Annotated in this window: 16 protein-coding genes; 14 read left to right on the top strand and 2 right to left on the bottom strand. The window is 48.1% G+C overall.

Going from position 1 to position 19,285, the window contains the following annotated elements; translation table 11 throughout:
• Position 1 precedes the first annotated feature (1 nt).
• From FDZ78_RS11735 to FDZ78_RS11670, 14 genes are all read left to right on the top strand, one after another.
• The gene (locus tag FDZ78_RS11735) at positions 2-637 is read left to right on the top strand and encodes a hypothetical protein (RefSeq protein WP_123398031.1); all 636 of its coding nucleotides are present in this window, start codon (positions 2-4) and stop codon (positions 635-637) included.
• Positions 634-8,976, top strand: coding sequence for a hypothetical protein (locus tag FDZ78_RS11730; protein ID WP_137426207.1), 8,343 nt, complete (start codon positions 634-636; stop codon positions 8,974-8,976). Before FDZ78_RS11735 ends, FDZ78_RS11730 begins: the two co-directional genes overlap by 4 nt.
• Before the next feature lie 154 nt (positions 8,977-9,130).
• Positions 9,131-9,466 (top strand): type II toxin-antitoxin system RelE/ParE family toxin, encoded by a 336-nt coding sequence (locus FDZ78_RS11725; protein ID WP_123398033.1) that lies wholly within the window; start codon positions 9,131-9,133, stop codon positions 9,464-9,466.
• Entirely contained in the window at positions 9,450-9,752 is a 303-nt protein-coding gene (locus FDZ78_RS11720; RefSeq protein WP_104404450.1) for a helix-turn-helix transcriptional regulator, read from the top strand. Before FDZ78_RS11725 ends, FDZ78_RS11720 begins: the two co-directional genes overlap by 17 nt.
• A gap of 334 nt (positions 9,753-10,086) precedes the next feature.
• Positions 10,087-11,526 (top strand): RNA-directed DNA polymerase, encoded by a 1,440-nt coding sequence (locus tag FDZ78_RS11715; RefSeq protein ID WP_104404451.1) that lies wholly within the window; start codon positions 10,087-10,089, stop codon positions 11,524-11,526.
• Positions 11,527-11,575: 49 nt separating this feature from the next.
• Positions 11,576-12,049 (top strand): hypothetical protein, encoded by a 474-nt coding sequence (locus FDZ78_RS11710; protein ID WP_123398036.1) that lies wholly within the window; start codon positions 11,576-11,578, stop codon positions 12,047-12,049.
• Positions 12,050-12,193: 144 nt separating this feature from the next.
• The gene (locus tag FDZ78_RS11705) at positions 12,194-12,514 is read left to right on the top strand and encodes a hypothetical protein (RefSeq protein WP_104404452.1); all 321 of its coding nucleotides are present in this window, start codon (positions 12,194-12,196) and stop codon (positions 12,512-12,514) included.
• Positions 12,515-12,533: 19 nt separating this feature from the next.
• Positions 12,534-12,983, top strand: coding sequence for a phage holin family protein (locus FDZ78_RS11700; protein ID WP_123398038.1), 450 nt, complete (start codon positions 12,534-12,536; stop codon positions 12,981-12,983).
• A 12-nt stretch (positions 12,984-12,995) separates the two neighbouring features.
• Entirely contained in the window at positions 12,996-13,595 is a 600-nt protein-coding gene (locus FDZ78_RS11695; RefSeq protein ID WP_123398039.1) for an N-acetylmuramoyl-L-alanine amidase, read from the top strand.
• A complete protein-coding gene (locus FDZ78_RS11690; protein WP_123398040.1) occupies positions 13,592-13,837 on the top strand; it encodes a hypothetical protein in 246 nt (81 codons plus the stop codon). The genes FDZ78_RS11695 and FDZ78_RS11690 overlap by 4 nt, the downstream gene beginning before the upstream one ends.
• Positions 13,838-13,849: 12 nt before the next feature.
• Entirely contained in the window at positions 13,850-14,440 is a 591-nt protein-coding gene (locus tag FDZ78_RS11685) for a DUF6808 domain-containing protein (protein ID WP_136408607.1), read from the top strand.
• Position 14,441: 1 nt separating this feature from the next.
• On the top strand, positions 14,442-14,984 hold the full coding sequence (locus FDZ78_RS11680) for a hypothetical protein (RefSeq protein WP_136408606.1): 543 nt from the start codon (positions 14,442-14,444) through the stop codon (positions 14,982-14,984).
• A gap of 21 nt (positions 14,985-15,005) precedes the next feature.
• Complete coding sequence (locus tag FDZ78_RS11675; RefSeq protein WP_136408605.1) at positions 15,006-15,518, top strand: hypothetical protein; 513 nt, start codon at positions 15,006-15,008, stop codon at positions 15,516-15,518.
• Positions 15,519-15,521: 3 nt separating this feature from the next.
• The gene (locus FDZ78_RS11670) at positions 15,522-16,079 is read left to right on the top strand and encodes a hypothetical protein (RefSeq protein ID WP_123398044.1); all 558 of its coding nucleotides are present in this window, start codon (positions 15,522-15,524) and stop codon (positions 16,077-16,079) included.
• 116 nt (positions 16,080-16,195) lie between these two features.
• On the opposite strand, the gene FDZ78_RS11665 is transcribed toward FDZ78_RS11670, so the two are convergent.
• Both FDZ78_RS11665 and FDZ78_RS11660 read right to left on the bottom strand, forming a co-directional pair.
• Positions 16,196-18,892: a hypothetical protein gene (locus FDZ78_RS11665; protein ID WP_136408604.1), complete on the bottom strand. Its 2,697-nt coding sequence runs from the start codon at positions 18,890-18,892 to the stop codon at positions 16,196-16,198.
• A complete protein-coding gene (locus tag FDZ78_RS11660) occupies positions 18,889-19,257 on the bottom strand; it encodes a hypothetical protein (protein WP_136408603.1) in 369 nt (122 codons plus the stop codon). Before FDZ78_RS11660 ends, FDZ78_RS11665 begins: the two co-directional genes overlap by 4 nt.
• Positions 19,258-19,285 lie beyond the last annotated feature (28 nt).

The following is a 19,285-nucleotide window of genomic DNA, read 5'->3' as shown; positions in this document are numbered from 1 at the left end:
TATGGTATATAACATTCACGATGTAATGCGCGATGTGCGCGTATGCCTCGACCAAAATATGACGAGTGAGCAGTTGTTGCAGACTGACGACATAGACACTCTTGCGCTTGACGATATTGTGAGAAGCAAGATTTTGGAAGCTGTTGTTAGAGTGCATACAAACGCACCGACATACCTTTTGGAACAGGGTCACAATTTCGGCGATGCCATATATTGGGGCGACCTCGAAAGCGGTTGGGTTCTGTTGCCGCATGACTTCATGCGCCTTATCGTCTTTGAAATGAGCGATTGGGAGAAAGCTGTATTCACGGCAATAAGCACCACAGACCCCGAATATGCATTGCAACGTCAGCGCATAAAAGCATTGCGAGGCACAGCACAAAAGCCGGTCTGCGTAATCACGATACGACCCGAAGGCCGCGCGTTGGAGTTCTACTCCTGCAAAAGCGAAAGAGCGTATGTGCGCCGAGCGCAGTATCTCCCTTATCCGAAAATAGACCGCGATGAGGGTATAGACATCTGTGAACGCTGTTACACAGCCGTGGTTTATGCTGCCGCGTCATTAGTATTACTCACATTAGGCGAGTCCGAGAAATCATCGGCGCTCTCCGAAATTTCTAAAACAGCACTACAATGAGTTCAATTCCAACAAAACAAATAGACGGTGATGTTGCGGTTGGGCGCAATGTATCGGCCGGAGGCGATGCCAACATTCAGGGCAATGCCCGTATAGGCCACGACCTAATAGTTGAGGGTTGGCTTGAAGCAAAGAACATCAAGGGTGTGAACAAAGGATTGTTTGCGTCCGTTGCTGCCCTGCGCGAAGCTTACCCGCAACCGCATGACGGTTGGTTTGCCGGTGTTTCCGCATCGGACAAAGACATTGCAGACCTCGAACTGACCGTTCAGCAGGGCAAGGCTCTGTTCAGAATGTATGTCGGCAGTGGTGGTGATTGGGTGTGTGAGCCTATCAACAAACTTTATGAGATTGTTGTGGACAATGAACAGGTTGATAATCTCCGAGAGGATTTGTCTACTTTGCGCGGTCAGCACGAAAGTCTTGAAAAGCGAGTTGATGCACACGACACTGAAATCAGCGGTATAAAGACACAGCAGACAACACTCGGCAATGGTATAAACACCAACACAGGCAATATCGCGACACTAAAAGGTCGTGTTGATGTACATGACTCCTCCATATCCAAGAACGCAGCCGCAATCAAATCCATTACTGACAGCAAAGGTCTACCAGGAGGCATAGCCCCCATTGGCGACAATGGCCTCATTCCAACTCGCTTCATACCTGGTGCGATGGATGATGTCAAAGAATTTGACGGTTTTGTGACTATTGTTGCGACACCCGAAACTCAGTCAATTACGGGAGAGGTAGATGTGATGTTTAACAGCGTTACAGGCTGCTTTATAGCAAAACCTCACAGATTAGACATTACAGTCAATTATTACAGCAATTGGTATAATGCAGACTCTTTCGGCGAAATTTCGTTAAACGGCAGGATACCTGCAAGCGACAAGTTGTATGTAGACAAGACCAACAACAAGTCATATCGTTGGAGCGGTAGCAAAATGGTAGTTACCGGAACTGACCTTGCTCTTGGTGAAACCTCCTCAACGGCTTATCCCGGGGATAAAGGCAAACTAAACGCGGGAAATATCGAGCGGCTGAAAAAGGCATTTTCAATTACCACATTTGTCAATATCAACGAGCTGTTTGAAACAACCGGCAGTATGACATTCTCCGATGTCGCAACATACCTTGATAACGTTACAGAAGTAATTAAACCCGGTAGCGTTGTTACATATCTTGATAGTGAAGTTGGTTGGAAAGCTATGCAATTTGTGGGCAATGACCCAGACAACGGCATTGGTGCAGATGATAATTGGAAAGCATTCGGCAACGGTTCGTCTGTCGGCAACTGCTACAACGTAACTGCCGCCCGACTTGCCAACGGCGATGAACTTCCCTCCAATCCTCCGACATACGACACCAAGCAGAGTGCAATCGAATATGCAATCGCGAAAGATGCCGTAAGCATTGGTGTGCAAATCACCTTTGCGGCAAGTGCCAAAGGTTGGCGCACATTCCAATACATCGGCCTCAGCGATGATGCAGACAGTTATGCCAACCTCGACAATTGGCTTGACGTAGCTGGACAGAGCGCAGGAGAAGAAACAATCCTCAATATTAACGAACTCTGCAAAGAGCAGACCGGCAGTAGCGAGTATTCTCTACTGAGTGCGGTCGCCGCCTTGCGTAAGCTGTGTGAGAGCAAAGGTATCGACTACTTCAAGGACGGCCTTGTAATCACATACTGCATCAATGCAGGTGAACATGTTTGGGAAGCCAAGCAGCTTCTTGACAAAGCGAGTGCCGACAATGCCGAGGCATGGAAAGACTTCGGCGGTGGAGGCACCGACCTTGTTGCCAACGATGTTCCAACTGAGGGAGGCACGGACGCATTCAGCACCGGCGGCGCATACGAGCGTATAATCGTAGACTTCGAGGAAAGTTTCAGCGAGGACGGCAATTCCAAGACCTATCAGCCGGTCAATGCCAAACGCAAGCCAATCGGCAGTCCTCTTACAGTTCCTCTCGGCGGTGGAGGTGGAAGCACTGATGCAACCTCGTTCGCCGTCAGATTTGAGAGTCAGACAATCTACGGAGCCGCCGGAGGCAAGATTGTAGGCCGCTTCGCCGCCCGAAGCGTAACGCGCATGGGCGAGGAAGAAGTTGTCAATAACATCACCGAAATTTCTGTGAGCGATGCCAACACAGGCGTATTGCTTAAAACAGAAATCCTCACCAACGAACGTAGTTCGGCCACTCTCCAAGATTTTAAGTTCTCGGTTGATTTTACTGATTGGTTTGACGGAGCCGGACAGCGCAGCTTTGTTGTGGCTGTAAAAGACCAAGAGGGCAATGTGCGCCGCGTAGACGTTAGTGTGAACTGCGTAGACGTGACTGTTGAAATCTCCAAAGCCCTGCATGAATGTCGTGTGTCGGTAGGTGCAGGTATGACAACTCTTAACAGCTTCTACATATTCCCTCGCAATACACTCGGTGGAACAGGTGGTGGTATTGACGCTATCATTGAAATCCTTTGGGATGGAGAATGGCGCGAACTTGGCCGTGCGAACATTCAGAAAACATTCTCGCAGGACATCAGCATCAATCCGAGCAATGTTCTTGGCGGTGGTGAGAAAATGCAACATGGCTCTTATCTGCTCCGTATTCATGGCTACGCACCTCAAGCAAAAGTAACCGGCAACTACGTCTACACGTCTATCATGTGTGTGGATAGCTCAAAGACAACCGAGCCGATTGTTTCTATCCACTACGATGCAAAGACCTTTGACGATGAATTGAACGGTACTGTTGCGCTCTATGACACCGCAAATCTACAAGTGGCCGCATACACAGCGGCAAGTGTAAGCGGAAACACGCAGGTGTCAGTAAAGGCCAATGGCGAAACAATTCAGACGTTCAATGCCGCTTCGTCCTCAACCTATTCCGTGAAGTATCAGATACAGGGATATACCAACGGCGATAACATCGAGTTTATTGCTGAAGGCAGATGGACTGAGGCCAACGGCAAAGTTCACACAGACAAGAGCCATCCGATAGTTGTCACGGTAGACGGAAGCGCAATTGATGTGCAGATTAAGAGCGGTGCCGCATTCGGCTATGACTTTGCCCTGCGCACAAATGCGGACGTGGACAAGACGATTACCGACAAGGGTGTGACAATGGCCGTCACCGGCGCAAATTGGCGCACAAATGGCTTCGTTTCCTATCTCGGTCAAAACGCTTTCCGTATCGCGGAGAACATGAGGGCTACAATCCCTTACTATCTCTACTCCAAGCAGACCAACGAAAGCGCGGGTAATGCAATCCAATTCTCCTTTGCTACTGACAACATCAAGGACAAGGACGCATTGCTCATGCACTCCTATGACCCTGCCACCGGCACCGGCTTCTATGTGAAAGGCAACGTGGCCGGCATATACTGCGCCAAAGGTGTGAAGCATCAGCGGCAAGAGCGCAAGTTCCGCAGTAAGGAGAAAATCACAATGGCCGTGGTCGTTGAACCTGCAAGCAGGGCAATCCAACGAGGAAGCGAAAAGTATTCCACAATCAAGATGTATCTCAATGGTGAGGAGGTCGCTTGTTTGGGTTATATCCCCGGACAAAATGCAATCTCTCAGAATACCCCCATCATGCTTGACGGTAGAGAGGGTGACTTTTATCTCTACTACGTCATGGCATACGAGAGCTACTATGAGTGGTCGCAAGCATTCAATAACTACCTTGCCAAACTGACCGATGTAAATGCGATGATAGCCGAGTTTGAGAGCGAAGATGTTCTTGACACAATCAACCGTCCGAGCCTCGACAAACTAAAAGCTAAGGGTATGCCGTACTATGTTGTAGTTGCGCCGCAGAAAGTGTTTGATGAGTTTGACGGAGATACCAACACCTCCACAAAATTCACCTGTACGCTTTTCTACTTCAACCCCGAATACCCGGAGCTGAACTTCAAGGCTACAAATGTTCAATGGCGCAGACAGGGAACGACATCAGCTAAACGACCTATCAAGAATGACCGCTTCTATCTCAACAAGCCGGTGAATAAGGCCGACAAGATTGTCATCACGCTTCTTACCCCCAACGAGAACACAGAACTTGGGCGCAAAGCCATTGCCCTTGCCGCAAAGAACTTTGTGCTTGTGCGTCCCGATGCAATCCCGGTACAGATTATTACCGTCAAGGTAGATTACTCCGACAGTAGCAATGCCAATGACTGTGGTGTGTGCGACATGATGAACAACACGTTCAAGGCTATGGGCAGCGCCTATCAGACACCTGCACAAAGATCCTATGACGGTACGTTCACCAAAGGCGACCTGCACATTGAGGGTTGCAAGATGGACCACTCCACCAAGAACCACCCAATTGCCGCTTTCCGCTCCACCAATGAACAGCTTACCGATGCGTGGTTCCACGCAAAGGGCAATTGGAAAGAGGACAAAGGCGAACAGCTTGCACTCGGTTTCAAAGACACCCCTGGCTATAACAAGGGCTGTCTTAACTATGGCGACTTCATAGAGTTCTTTGGTCGCCGTGATGAAACGCTCTCGCAGATTGAAGCGCGTTTTAAGACGACTGAGGGATTAGACACCGATGCTGTCTACCTGCTCAGCCAATACTGCGGACGTGACTATGCGTTTATGCGCCACAACGGTACAGCATGGCAACGTAGCACCGGCTCCATGAAGCAGGTCGGCGGCAAATGGGTTGTTACCGGCGATGTGTTGAACCCGGTAGTCGGCTTTGAGCTGCTGTCCTATCAAGGTTTCTGTTGGTGGAAAGGTGTGTCGGGTATTGACGACATGATGAAAATGGAGGCCGATAAATCCTCTTGGGTTCAGAAGCTCGTTAATAGCGGTGACGTTTCGGCGGATACATTCCCGAAGTGGACACAATACTTTGAATGCATGGTCGATGACGACCAATTGCAGATTGACCTTGCGTATGGTAGAAAAGTACCTTACGAACTATTCCGTATGCTGAGGTTCTGCCATGACTGCGACATGATTGCCGCTGTTGATGGCAAAGAAAACCGTTGGCAGATTGTCGAGAACACGACAAAGGTAAATAATTGGAAAAACGACCTGTGGCAGTACGCATCACCTCAGAGCCTCTATGCCTACACGCTGTTTACCGACTACCTTGCCGCTACCGACCAACGCGCCAAGAATATGCAACCAATGTGGTTCTTGGAGGACGGTCAGAGCGTTACCAATGGTGTCTATTCTGCCGAACACGCGGTTAGAATGTATCTCAACAAGGTCTATGACTGCGACACCTGCAACGGTAAGGACAATGACGGTGGTTGCACCGTAGACCCGGAAGCAGACCCCAACCGTATGACGGACGACAACTACGTCAATCCGTATGCCGGTTACGGTTCAATCCTGTTCAACAACGTGGCAATTGTGCCTACCGTCTATCTTGATGCGACACACAGCGGAAATCAGCAACTTTCACTCGAAACAGTTGCGGCCGCAATGCGCTCAGCAAAGACCAACGTGGACGGTGTAGACATGATACCGTTCTCTCCGGAGGGTGCGCAGTATTTCTTTGTAGAGAAGCGTCTGAAATTTTGGAAGAAGCTCATATCTTCCTATGACGGAGAACGCAAGTATATTGAAAGCGTTGTCAAAAGCGATGATATATACTTCTATGCTCTGCAAGGTTTGGGGCTTACAGCTCTGCCGCAGTTCATTGAACAGCGTTGGCGCATCCGTGACGGCTACTATCAAACAGGCCAATTCTTCAGCGGAGTATTGAGCGGTCGTACATCGTGCGCAAGCAGCAATGCACGTATCCGCATAGTGGCCGCAAAGACCGGCTACTTTGGTGTCGGCCACGATGCAAGCGGACAACTTGACGAGGTTGTGTTCCTCGAAGCAGGACAGGAACATTACTTTACCAAGTTCAGTCACACGGAGTATGCTCTGTTATACATCTACCAAGCCGACCGAATTGCAGAGATAGACCTTAGTGAGATAAGCCTTGACAGCAGCTTCAACTTCCAAGTAATGACTCTCGCCGAGAAGATTGTAATCGGTAGCGAGAACCGACAAGACGTTTCAATCGGCTCCGCCGTACCTATCAGCTCAATGCCCCTCGGCTCTCTGCCGTTCCTGCGAGAGCTTGATGTGCGCAACACAACCGTAGCAAGCATTGATGCAAGCACCTGTCCTCGATTAGAGATAATCAGAGCAACAGGAACACCTCTGCAAAACTGCTCCGTTGCTGAGACATCGCCCGTTAGCGTGTTGGAACTGCCAGATACCATGACCGAAATCTCTCTTGTCAATCTTCCTAATCTCTCTTATCCGGGAGGGCTGACGATTGCAGGACTGAGCAATGTAACCAAGCTCATGATTAGCGGTTGCCCGAAGATTGATGCAATGGCTATGATTAAGAACATCGTAGCCGAAGCAGGACATATCAAGAGTATCGGCCTACGCGATGTGAACATCACCGCAAGTGTTGAAATTCTGCGCTCGTTGAAAGCGACCAATGCTTTCGGCCTCGATGAGAACGGCAACGACATTGCCGCCGACAAAACCGTTGAAGGTATCGGCAAACAATGCTCCGGCCTCACAGGTCGTTGGATATTGGCAGAGTTGATAGAAGATAACGATGTGGACGGAGTGGCAGGTCTTAACAGCCTTAAAGCCTACTTCCCTGCGCTTGACCTCTACAACTCGCAATTCTCAATTATAAGATGCTCTGACTTAGTGGATGCTCCAGGTGAAAAATGGGGCAACCTCGACAACATGACTGGTGCGTTGTACTCTGCCGCCTATAGGCGGTCGGGCCACCCGTTGCGTATCTTTGAAAACTCCTGGGCTTGCCGAGCAGACTACAATGCCAAAGCACAGCGTCTTGAACTGCGCCGCCTCAGCCGTGCCAACTTCAATTTCATGCTTGACGGCAGCGAGATTGACCTTGCAGACGTGGCCGGTGCCGGTTACGACATCATGCACTTACTCGGACATGGATGGTACAAGGGTGTAAACGACTACAAGAACCAAGACAAATACTATGTGTGGTCAAGTTGTGACAACGAGCCGCTATCAACGGCTAACGTCAGAAACATACACCGCCTCGGCGACCTCTTGTATTCAGAAAGTCAAGGTGTGTATGTCGATGCAGACACCACTGTTGGCATGAATGTGGCAGACCTCCTTGGGCAAGGCTCAAATGTCAATGTATACCGCGTAGATGTTGAGGGCATGAAGCAGGTGCGTTGGCCAGGCATGAACAATCAGACAATGGGCTGTGTATTCACTGATGCAGACGGCAATGTTGTCGGAGTGTTCCAAATGGCAGTAAGTAATACCAACTTCGACTTCACAATTGGCAGTTACATCTTTGAGAAAGTGCCACAAGGCGCGAAGTGGTTCTACTTTACCACATTCAAAGAACTTGATGAGAGCGAGGTTCACACGGTGGATAGCGAAAGTATTGAAGCCATTGAGCCGGAATGGACAGAGATTAAATCTCCGAAAGCTCTCAACGAGGAAATTGAGGACGGTTCGGTGTTCGGTACATACCCGATTACCATTGACGGCCTCGGCCTACCCCGAAGTATCAGCAGTGGCCGTTCACGCAGAGGCACCGGCACATCGACCATAAATCCAAACTGGCTTTATGATGATGAGGGCAACGCTATAGAGCTACCTACAGGTACAATCAACTACTGCATGAAAGATTTCCAAAACCTTGCACGGCTCAGAGGTAAAGGCTATCAGCTCCAAGATTATGAGCAGCACAAGGAAACTTCAATCTTGTGGTGGGCATTGAATGGTCATAGTGATGAACAGAGCATTGTCGGTCGAGGACAGCATGACGGACTCCTCAACCAAGCCGATAGCATAGGAATGGCCGACACACAGAGTAGCGGTAATGTGTGGAACTCAATACTCGGTATTAAAGGCTATGTTGGTTGCGACTCGGAATGGATGGACAACATCGCGCTCAATGTGACTTCTTTCAAAGAGTTTTTCAAGAACAAAGGCGTTGAGGTTGCATCATTCCCGATTGACGGTGTCGCGCATATCTTCAACCCGATTACAGGTAAGGAACGCACCGTACAATGCCTCACCTCCGGCGGCGGTAACTGTGTTGTACGCCTCGTACACGGAGCAAAATGTGATGTGCTACCCTCGCGCACCATCGGCGACACAAGCCAATATATTGTTTCGTTCTGCGCAGGTTATTGGTACACCCATTCTCGCAGCCGCGTTGTTTTGCGGTCGGGCCACCATTCGAATGCGAACGGCGGCCTCGCTTATGCGAGCGCGAATAACGCTTGCTCGTACTCGAACACGAGCTTCGGCGCTCGTCTGGCCTTCCGAGGGCGACTAATCGTACTCTCGTAACAGCGACTTCTCGCCGCTCGTCCTTTTCGTTTGGTGCAGAGCTGGGGCATAGCCCCGGCTGCTGTACCTTTCAATCTCGCGTAAGCGAGTCGTGATTGAAAAATAATTCGGCAAAGTTGATTGATATATCAACTTTTTGTTGTAACTTTGCGTTATGAAATCAGAACGGAAGATATTGTTTTATAAGGACTATTTCATTTCTTTCTACCGTGCTCTTGAAGCAGGGGCGCAGAAGAAAATTGATTATGTTCTTGGAATGCTCAAAATACAAGAGCGTGTTAATGAAAGGTTCGTGAAGTTCATCCGTGATGGCGTGTATGAAATCCGTGCATCGCATAACGGCAATATTTACCGGGCATTTTTCATTTTCGATGAAGGCAACATAGTGATGCTTCTGAATGGCTATCAGAAAAAAACACAAAAAGCACCGGAGTCGGAAATCAACATGGCTTTGAAACTAAAAAAGGAGTATTATGCAGACAAAAAGTAACATTGGCAGCTTCGATGCCATACTTGATGAGAAATACGGAAAGGTCGGTACACCCGAACGTGATGCTTTCCATCGTGAGGCTTACGCTTATTGTGTTGGTCAGATTATTCTTGATGCAAGGAAACAGGAGCGAATGACTCAGAGTGACCTTGCCAAGAAAGTAGGCACAGACAAAACCTATATTTCACGTATTGAGAAAGGTGCGATTGAACCCGGAGTTGGACTTTTCTTCCGTATCATGGACGCGCTTGGACTCAAAGTGGAGATTGCGCGACCACTTATGTAAAATGAAATAAAGGCGGACTACCCTCACAGCCGCGTTGTTTTGCGGTCGGGCAACAATTCGAATGCGAACAGCGGCCTCGCTTATGCGAACGCGAATAACGCTTGCTCGAACTCGAACACGAACTACGGCGCTCGTCTGAACTTACTAAGGTTAAATCGTGTGACCCTGCAAGACAACGAGATTGTCACCGCATTCCGCGAAGGGTATGAGCCTCGGCAACAGCAAATAGGCCTCACACGGCAAGTTTGGAAAGCCGAAAAATGACAATAACCTTACAAAGTGGAGTGTCGCTTAGGCGACCTCCACGGGACCGGAAGGCTCCAAGCATTTCACAATGGAAGCAGTAACTGCCCATAACATCAATTATGATTTGATACCGCAGGAATGCGCCAATCTTCCTGTGGCCTTGAAGAGCGCAGGTTTCCCAATCGACAGTTTATTAAATGAGATAATCTCCGATGAAAATTTATCAGACGGTTTTGATTATGTCATAAGTCATTTGGAAACCGCTCAACAGCGCGAAAAATACTATTCAAAACTTGACCCGGCCAAAGGAGAACGCGACAAACGTCAGCTACTCGTACGTCTGAAAAGAGAGTTGCAGGACGGTACATTTAGAATACTCCCGGAGAACATTCGAGAAATGACTGTTTCCGATGGCCCGAAAGTAAGGGTCGTGCAAGCTCCGAGGGTATATCATCGCATAGGGTGCCATGTGATAATGGTAGTGGTGGAGAGATATGTAAACCCCACGCTCATACAGAACACGGCGGCAAGCATTCAAGGCCGAGGTATGCATTGGCTATTTCATCGCATGGTCGAGGATTACAATGCAGTGCCGGAGTTGATGCAATTCTACTGTCAGAATGACATAAAGGGCTACTATGACAACATAGACCAAGAGCGCATGAAAGCCGAAATAAGGCTATATATTTCAGACCCTGTTGTATTAGGCTTCCTCGACAACTTCATCACCTTACTGCCGAAAGGACTATCAAAAGGATTACGCTCAAGTCAATGCTTTGCCAATCTCTATTTGTCGCCGGTAGACCATGTTATGTGTTGCCATGTTCCGAAATATATTGCACCAAATGGAGAGGTTAGGTATCTTTATGAGAGGTATATGGACGACTCCGCAATGTGGGGAAGTCTGAAAAGGCCTGTATGGAAATTGCGAGATATATACCATGAGGAAATTAATAAGAGAGATTTGACCGTTAAAAACACAGAGGCAGTAAGACCGATAAGCGAGGGTATTGATTACCTCGGTTTTGTCTTTTATGGCACACACGCATTACTGAGAAAGCGAACTAAGAAGAAAGTTGCCCGACATTTGTCAGAGGTAAAATCCCGAAAGAGGAGACAGGAAATTATCGGCTCATTCAAAGGCATGGCCTGTCATGCCGACTGCAAGCATTTATATTTCAAATTAACACATAATTACATGAGAAAATTCGGAGAGTTAGGCATAGCCTACAAGCCGGAGGACGGCAAAAAGCGTTTTCCGGGCAAGGTTGTTCCAATTCGTAGCATAGCGAATACACCGATTGAGATACACGATTACGAGGCAGACCTCACAACTGCACACGGCGATGGTCGCTACCTTGTAAGTTTCCGCAATATTGCGGACGGTACGTTCAACAAGTTTTTCACGGCAAGCAAGGAGATGCAGAATATCCTCGACCAAATAAGTGACATCGAGGACGGATTTCCTTTTGAAACAACTATTGTCATGGACTACTATGACGGAAAGACGTTGCCAAAATTTACATAAGCCCAAAAGATAAAGATACAATCGCGGAATACAGCGTTACCTTTGCCATATGAATAAGATTTACGGCACACCGGTAAGGCAGGACGGCTTACAAAAAGTAGGCCGCAGAACTTTTACGCTCTTTTACGGACTATACTCCGATGAGCATGGAGGTACTTATGAGTATCGCTATACCTTTGACCATAAACCTACATGGGAGGAGGTGGAGGCTGTGTTGGTTGAAGCTATCAACGAGCATACCAAAGAAACTATTATAAACGGTTTTATATGGAATGGTATGCGCGTATGGTTGTCTGACGAAAACCAACGCAACTTTATGATGATGGAGAGGCTCACCTCAGAAGCATATCCTCGCACGGTAAAGATAAACGAGGACTCCAACGGCAAGCCTATCTATTACACCTTTGTCAGCGAGGAGGAGTTTGCGGCATTCAGTAAACTCGCCGCACAACACGTTAATAACACACTGGCCGCAGGTTGTAATGAAAAAGACGACCTTACCCCAGCCACGTTTGGATTTTGAACGCTAAGTTAGGATTTCATATAATGCGATTAGGAGCCACGGACTGCGCAGCCGTGGCTCTCTTTTTGTCTAACTCAAAAGATAACGAGAGCGAGAACCGACTACGGCCTACCTTTGCATAGTATAAACCAAATGTTAATTATCATGACAAAGAAAATTTGCAATGACAAGACCGGGAGCGACAAGAAGCTCCACGTCTTCTGTGAGTTCGTAATCGCCGCCTTTATCGGTGTGCTTGTGTCGTTCATTCATTTTCCCTCGGCAATCATTGCCGCCGTCATTGCCTTTGCCGTGGCTTTCGCTTTCGGCATCTACAAAGAGGTAAAAGACAGCAAGCAGAAAGGAAATCATTTCTGCGTGTGGGATTTGGCATGGGATATTGTCGGTTGCCTTGTGGGTGCCGTCTTTGTTTTCCTTGCCAACTACTACACATGGCATGACATCGCCAGCAACCTCATCGAATAAACCATAACACAACACAGACATGGAAACAATCGTACCACTTAACAAACTCTACCTGTTCGTTGGGGTGTTCCTTGCCGTGTGCATATTGGTGATAGCAGCTATTATGCTCGACCTTTGGGACGGAGTACACACGGCGAAAAAGACGCATCAGCGCGTACACTCCCACAAGTTGAGAGTTACCATTGCCAAGATGAGTGAGTATTGGCGATTTATCATGATTGGCTTTCTCGTGGACTGCCTCGGTATATTCTTTTCGTTCTACATCATGCCCTTTGTGGCCGTGCTGTTCGGTGCCGGGCTTATTGTCGTTGAAGCGAAGAGTATGTTTGAACACGCGAACCGGCGAAAGAGTCACATGAGTGATGTGCCTAAAATACTCAATGACATCATCGCGGCAGTAGACAAAAAAGACGCTCAGAGGATATTTGACCTATTGAGCGCAAGTAATAACGACTCAGCGCATCATTAACTCACATAGAATATGAAAGTATTACTCGACAACGGACATGGCGACCCGCCCATCACCGGCGGCAAGCATAGTCCCGACAATCGTCTGAAAGAATACGTCTATTGCCGCGAGATTGCTCAGCGCGTAAGCAGGGAATTGACGCTTCGCGGCATTGATACTATACTTCTTGTGCCGGAGAAAACCGATACACCTCTGAAAGAACGTGTGCGCAAGGCCAATGGTTGGGCGCAAAAACTCGGCACCAAGAACGTAGTGCTTGTGTCAATACACAATAATGCGGCAGGGGCAGACGGCCAATGGCATTCCGCTTCCGGCTTTTCCGTCATGGTCAGCAAGAACGCATCTTCAAACTCCAAACGACTTGCCCAAATCTTCACGGAGAATGCCACCGACATGGGGCTTATGGGCAACCGTTGTGTGCCGCCCGAAAAATATTGGGTTCAATCCCTCGCAATGACACGCGACACCATTTGTCCGGCGGTTCTGACCGAGAACCTTTTCCAAGACAATGAGGAGGAGGTGAAGTTTCTGCTTTCCGAGGAGGGCAAACAGGCGATAGTAACTCTGCACGTCAATTCAATCATTCAGTACATCAACACTATCAAATCATGAACAGAGAAACGGAAATAGTTGCTAATAAACAACTGCGTAAAGACATTGACGAGATTGTCCAAAGAGTTAAGGAACTGCCTGCCTCTCGTGAGCGCAGCCTTGCCATTACCAAACTCCAAGAGGGTGTAATGTGGCTCGGCATGGATTTGAAACGTCTGAACTGTGACAACCCTTATCCGTCAAGTAAAGACCCCTCTACAGGTTCTACCATTGAACCCACAGCAGACGGCCTCAAACTCTAACATCAACAAGTCATGAAAACGAAACACTATATCCTGTTAGCACTTGCAGGACTGACAGCATTCCTTGCCGGGTTCATCATCGGCAAAGACCGCACGGAGAAGCCGCCCGGCACCGTGACGGAAACAAAGGAAACGACCGTGGACACCATTCCGTACTACGCACCGATGCCGCAGTCAGAGTTGGCGTTAGGCACACACCGTTATACTCTACCGACATATCGTTTCCTCGGTGGAGGTGTAGGAGGCGAACCTCGACAACGTGGCGACAAGGACAGTATTTGTGAGGACAGCATAATTCACTCTACCGTTTATGGCGCCGGCGCCGGAGGCGAACCCCGATGTAGCCAAGACAGCGCAATCGTGGAACTTCCGATAACACAACGACACTATGCCGACAGCACTTATGAAGCATGGGTGAGCGGCCCGGTAGACCCACGGCTCGACAGCATCAGAGTATTTGCACCAACAACAATTATCACCAAGCGAGAATGGAAGCCTCCCAAGCGTTGGCACATAGGAATAACAGCCGGTTATGGCTATGGGGCAAAGGGCTTTCAGCCGTATATAGGTGTCGGAGTAACTTATTCAATAATCAGTTTTTGACATGGAGATAACACTATCAATCAATAAGGAAGATGTGATGCAGGAGATTGCAGTCACCACCGCCTACACAGGCGGCAAGATGGACAATGACGAAAACGCACTGCACCGCATATCTACTGTTGATGAGGACGAGAACCACCTTGAAAGATTTTGGGAGGAGAGCCGAGCGGACATCTGCCAAGAGCTTATCGGCCTTGTCACTTTTGAGGGAATGGTGCGTGATGCTATCGTCACACCACCTGTAGACCCTGTTCTCCCTGTAGACCCCATAGCCCCCAATTCTGCCGCACTTCCTCCCATTTTGCAAAGGCAGCATTACGAATTGAGGCTTGATGTGTCTAAATCCTTTGACGAGGCTCTGTTGCCGAGTATGCGACTCAGCCTGTTCAGTTATTTCGTGCAGAGCATAGTAGCCAAGTGGTACGTCTACACAAACAAAGGAGAAGCCGGTGATTATGCTGACAAAGCAAGCACCCTCCTTGACGATATTCACCGCAAGGCCGTGTATAAGAAAAAGCCGACACGTCCCACCTACGATGATTAAACTAATAAATAATACATCACAATGGAACAGAAAAAGACCATTACAGTAACGCTTGAGTCGAAAGAAATCAAGTTTGACGTGATGAATAAGTCGCATCTTACAGGCCAAGCGCGAAACGCAGAAGGCAAGGACTACCGTGCCACTGCGTATATGCAAGCGAGTGAGGACGATGAACACGCTTATCAGATACTCCGTGCCATCAGCAATGCTTTCTCCCATCTGAAAGTGGAACTCGGAGAGTATTTGCATGAGGACGGTTCTACCTCCAATAACCGCATAAACAAGACGGTCGAGGACGGAGGAAAGCTACAGCTTGTTTTCTTGCTCCCCTCAAATTTCAACAACTCGGCATGTGACAGCCTTGGCGGTATGCTCCACGAGTATATTGTAGACCGCACTCTTTCGGAGTGGTTTGTAATCACCTCCCCGAATGACGCGCAGAACTACTCCAACCTTGCCACCGATGCACTCGACCGAGCCAAGCAAGCCCTGTACAAGCGCGAAAGGCCAACACGTCCCACTTATAACGATTAAGCCATGTATCATATCGGTTGCAGCGAGGACTGCTATAATTCAGATGCTGGGGACAGCAAGGTCACAAAGAATGTGACGTTGGTGTTTCATCGTGCGCAGTTGCTTTACGACATAAAGAATTATGCCTATATCGAGGGGCATGTGTGGGGCGAGGAAAACCAACACGCACAGCACACCCTCGTTGAAATCGGTGAGGAGGGCAATGTCGATAGGGTGAACCGCATTTTAGGGGTCGTTCATGCCGCAGCCGTTGAAATGCTTTATCCCTACACAAAGCAGGAGCCGATTGACGACGAAGTTATCTGTGACCGAATGTGGACACCCGAAGATTACGAAATCGTCATGAAAGTGCCGGCCACGATGTCACGAACCACCCTGCACCTGCTCAACAAACTAATCCATGAGTTTATGGTAGCTCGTGTGATATATGATTGGTTGAGCATCACGCACCCCGAAGCTGCGCGTAACTGGCTTGAAAAAGCGTTGGAGGCGCAGGAGGAAGTCAACAGCATCAAGAACAGCCGTACAGGAGTGCTGAGGCGACCCTCGCACCCATTCTAACGTATTACTTGCCGGGGCAACCCGGAACTATCCCGACAAGGACGAGAGCCGAGACGCATCACGCGCCCCGGCTCTCTTGTTAATAACAATCTTTTCTACCTAAAATAAAACCTATGTTATCTTGGTTGATTGGTCTGACGTGGAGTAAACTGCAGCGAGGCTCCGAACAGGCTCTCTGTTGCTGACAGCGAAGTGACACACGCGATACGGAAATACTTGTAAGGTGTGCCACGGAAGCCGCGCAAGAAATGGTCTTTGCTCGACCATACCAAGTGCCAATTGTAGAGGTCGCGAGAGCCATAGAGGACGGCTTGCACATTGCCTTTCTGAAAGTGTCCTCGCTGAATTACTGTGTCCATTGTTTTGAGAATGTCGGGTGTTTCGAGTTTGAGCGGACGGGTAACGAGCAAACCTTTTGTTTCCACTCCTTGCATGGCCGAGAAATTCAACAGCGCCCCATTATGGTCTACTGCCAATGCCTCCGGATAAGAATTTATACCGGCCTCAATAGTGGAATACATCATGCCCCATTCCTTCGATTTTAGAGAGTAGACGTATGCGTAAGTGTAATTGGGATTATAGACAATCACACGTTGATGCACATAGTCATAGAGCATACCACATTCGGAAATAAAATCCAAGAAGGGAGCAGTCGGCAGACAAGTGTCTGCATCATGGCCAAGCATGGAGTGTAATTTATCCATGCCGGGAAGTTGCAGGACGTTGAACGGTTCCTCCGCATTGATTACATCGGTTATACATTGAGTCTGTGAGCCGGATATAAGCATAATGCCTCGGTCGGTTGCAAAGAGAACCGCACTATCCATTTGTAGAGGCTCAGTATTTTCAAGAATAACATCGCGCGTAATAGGCTGTCGAGCGGAATATGAGCCGGTAGATGATACTTCCAAAGCCCAAACGCCTTCATCGGTAAAGGCGTATAGTGGGAATTGTCCGAACTGACCCTCAGAGAGAGCTTTGGCCGCTGTCGATATTGCCATAATGCGCCCGGTGCCCACGGTGTTTATGCCGAGCAACGGGAAGATATACGGATTATTCACCTCGGACGTATAGACCTTATTGAACACTTCAATAGTGCGGTCTGCAATTGATGATTGCGGCGGTCTACCTTGTGAAACTCCGGCAGGTTCGTCCCAACCTCCGAAGTAGAACGAGCCATTGAGAAAGCCGTGAGGCTCCAACGGGACAACAAGGTGCGCCATATCGAAATAATCTGTACGGATAATCACCGCCTTATACGCATTGACATTCGGATAATAAAAGAACAGTAACGGAGCCTCATGCCCACAAGAGCCGGAGGTGCCATATACAATGATGTCCTTGCCGTCTTGCTTGATGTAGACGGCCACCAATACACCGACAGTTCTATCAATAGTTGTTGGTGGCGCATCGGACCAATGAGCAACATATCCGTCCGAATAATTGAATAAAGAAAAACCATCGAAACCTTGAAACAACTGCTTTTTTACACCTGAGAGATTAAGGCGAGAGTTGTAGGCAAACGCTTGATGCGGTATTATTTTATCGTGGCTGTCGTAATCGTCAGTCATTACCTCACGAGTTACAAGCGATTGTAGATAGTCCTCCTTAACCGGTATAATGGTACGTTCTGTTTTAAGTTCCTCAACACGTATGCTATGCAGGAAATAGAATTGCGAACAACTGCGTATATCTTCCTTAACTGCGTCTGCACTACGCTTGGGAGTCACCAACACGCCTCCGGGTCGCAAAGAAAGGTTATTAGGGGTAAAAGTAAATGCATAGAGTTTTCCAAAATTGTTGAGTTGGTAACGGAGTGGATATGTAGATGTACTTGCCGCTTGGTTCGTATGCTTGCAGACGCTGAAGCTCGATAAATCCTCACCGCCATTGATAAATTTTTCGCATTGTCCGTTTTGGTCGTATGTATAGATAGGTTTGGAAATGAATATATCCACCGACTTAATAATGTCGCTCCAATTTTTAAGCGAGTTTAAGTCGGATTTAAGTGCGTAGTCGAGAGTATGCACAGGAGCAACGACACGAAGAACAGCACTTGTATATGTGTCGTCTTTTCCATGAAGATTGAACCAAAATACACGAGGTGTATTCTCGGAGCTACATATCATAAGGATAGGTGCTGAATGCCGGGTCAGAGAACCGTCATACAGGCGATACGCATATCTTACGAAGAAAGGATATATGAATTTGCCTTTCTGTGTAGACTCCTCAGCAATGAATTTGTTTATCTTGGCTAAGACTTGATTGGTGATATTGGTTTTCTGAGTATCGTCAAACTCAGAATAGATATTGTTCTTGTGTATGCTGTAGTTTATGGTAAACTCGTCTGTTCGTTTCATTTCACCTTGCAAACCAAACGAAAGTGAACATTCGGGCATGGAAGTGCCGAGATACAAATAGCCGGACGTGTCACCTTTCCAAAGGAAATAGTGCATACCGTCAGAACAGAGAATGAGCAAGGTATTACCAATAGAACTGAACTGATAAATATCAACCCCGGAGAAAGAGCGTAGGACAGTTGGTGTTGAGGCCGTATCTCCATAGGTTGAGTTGTCGAGCCAACTAACCGTTTTTCCTTCCAAAAGGATATAGTGCTTGTATGCCGATGTTCCGTGAATGTAGACAGCCTTTTGAGAAGCAGACAGGCCAATAGATGTTGGTATCGGTTGCAGAAGTGGCTTCAATTGGCTGTCCTCGCTGATGAGATTGAGCGAAGTAGTAAGCTGACCGTCCGAACATTCGTAGTCGGACGGTTGAGCCGTGTAGCCGTTGTATTTAATATCTTTAATCATAATGAGCAACGGTATATGATTGTTATGTACTTGGTGTTGTCGCGTTCAATCTCCGTTCCGCAAGGACAGCGCAGTCTGCCATTAACACCTGCGGCCACAAGCATAGCAGTAGCCAAAGCTTTTGAGCAGGTGCGGAAAGTTCCCTTACCGTTAGCAGTTGCCCACACTCGTCCATCGTGCCGGCCGACATAGTTGCCGGAGCGGAGTTTGACATATAGATACATTTCGCCATACTCCTGCACGATGTCTATAACATCGCCGGGAGCGAGTGACAGCTTCCGGGCGATGTGTGCTGATATATCAATCTTGCCGGAGGCATGGAATGATATGTCGTGCTTGCGTGAGTTGGGCAATATACTTTTCATAATTGGCAAAATTAGTTTTAATGATTGG

The organism is Duncaniella sp. B8, from assembly GCF_005304985.1.
GTDB lineage: Bacteria > Bacteroidota > Bacteroidia > Bacteroidales > Muribaculaceae > Duncaniella > Duncaniella muris.
The sequence above is the reverse complement of the archived record's forward strand: the minus strand, read 5'-3'. Positions and strand labels throughout refer to the sequence as shown.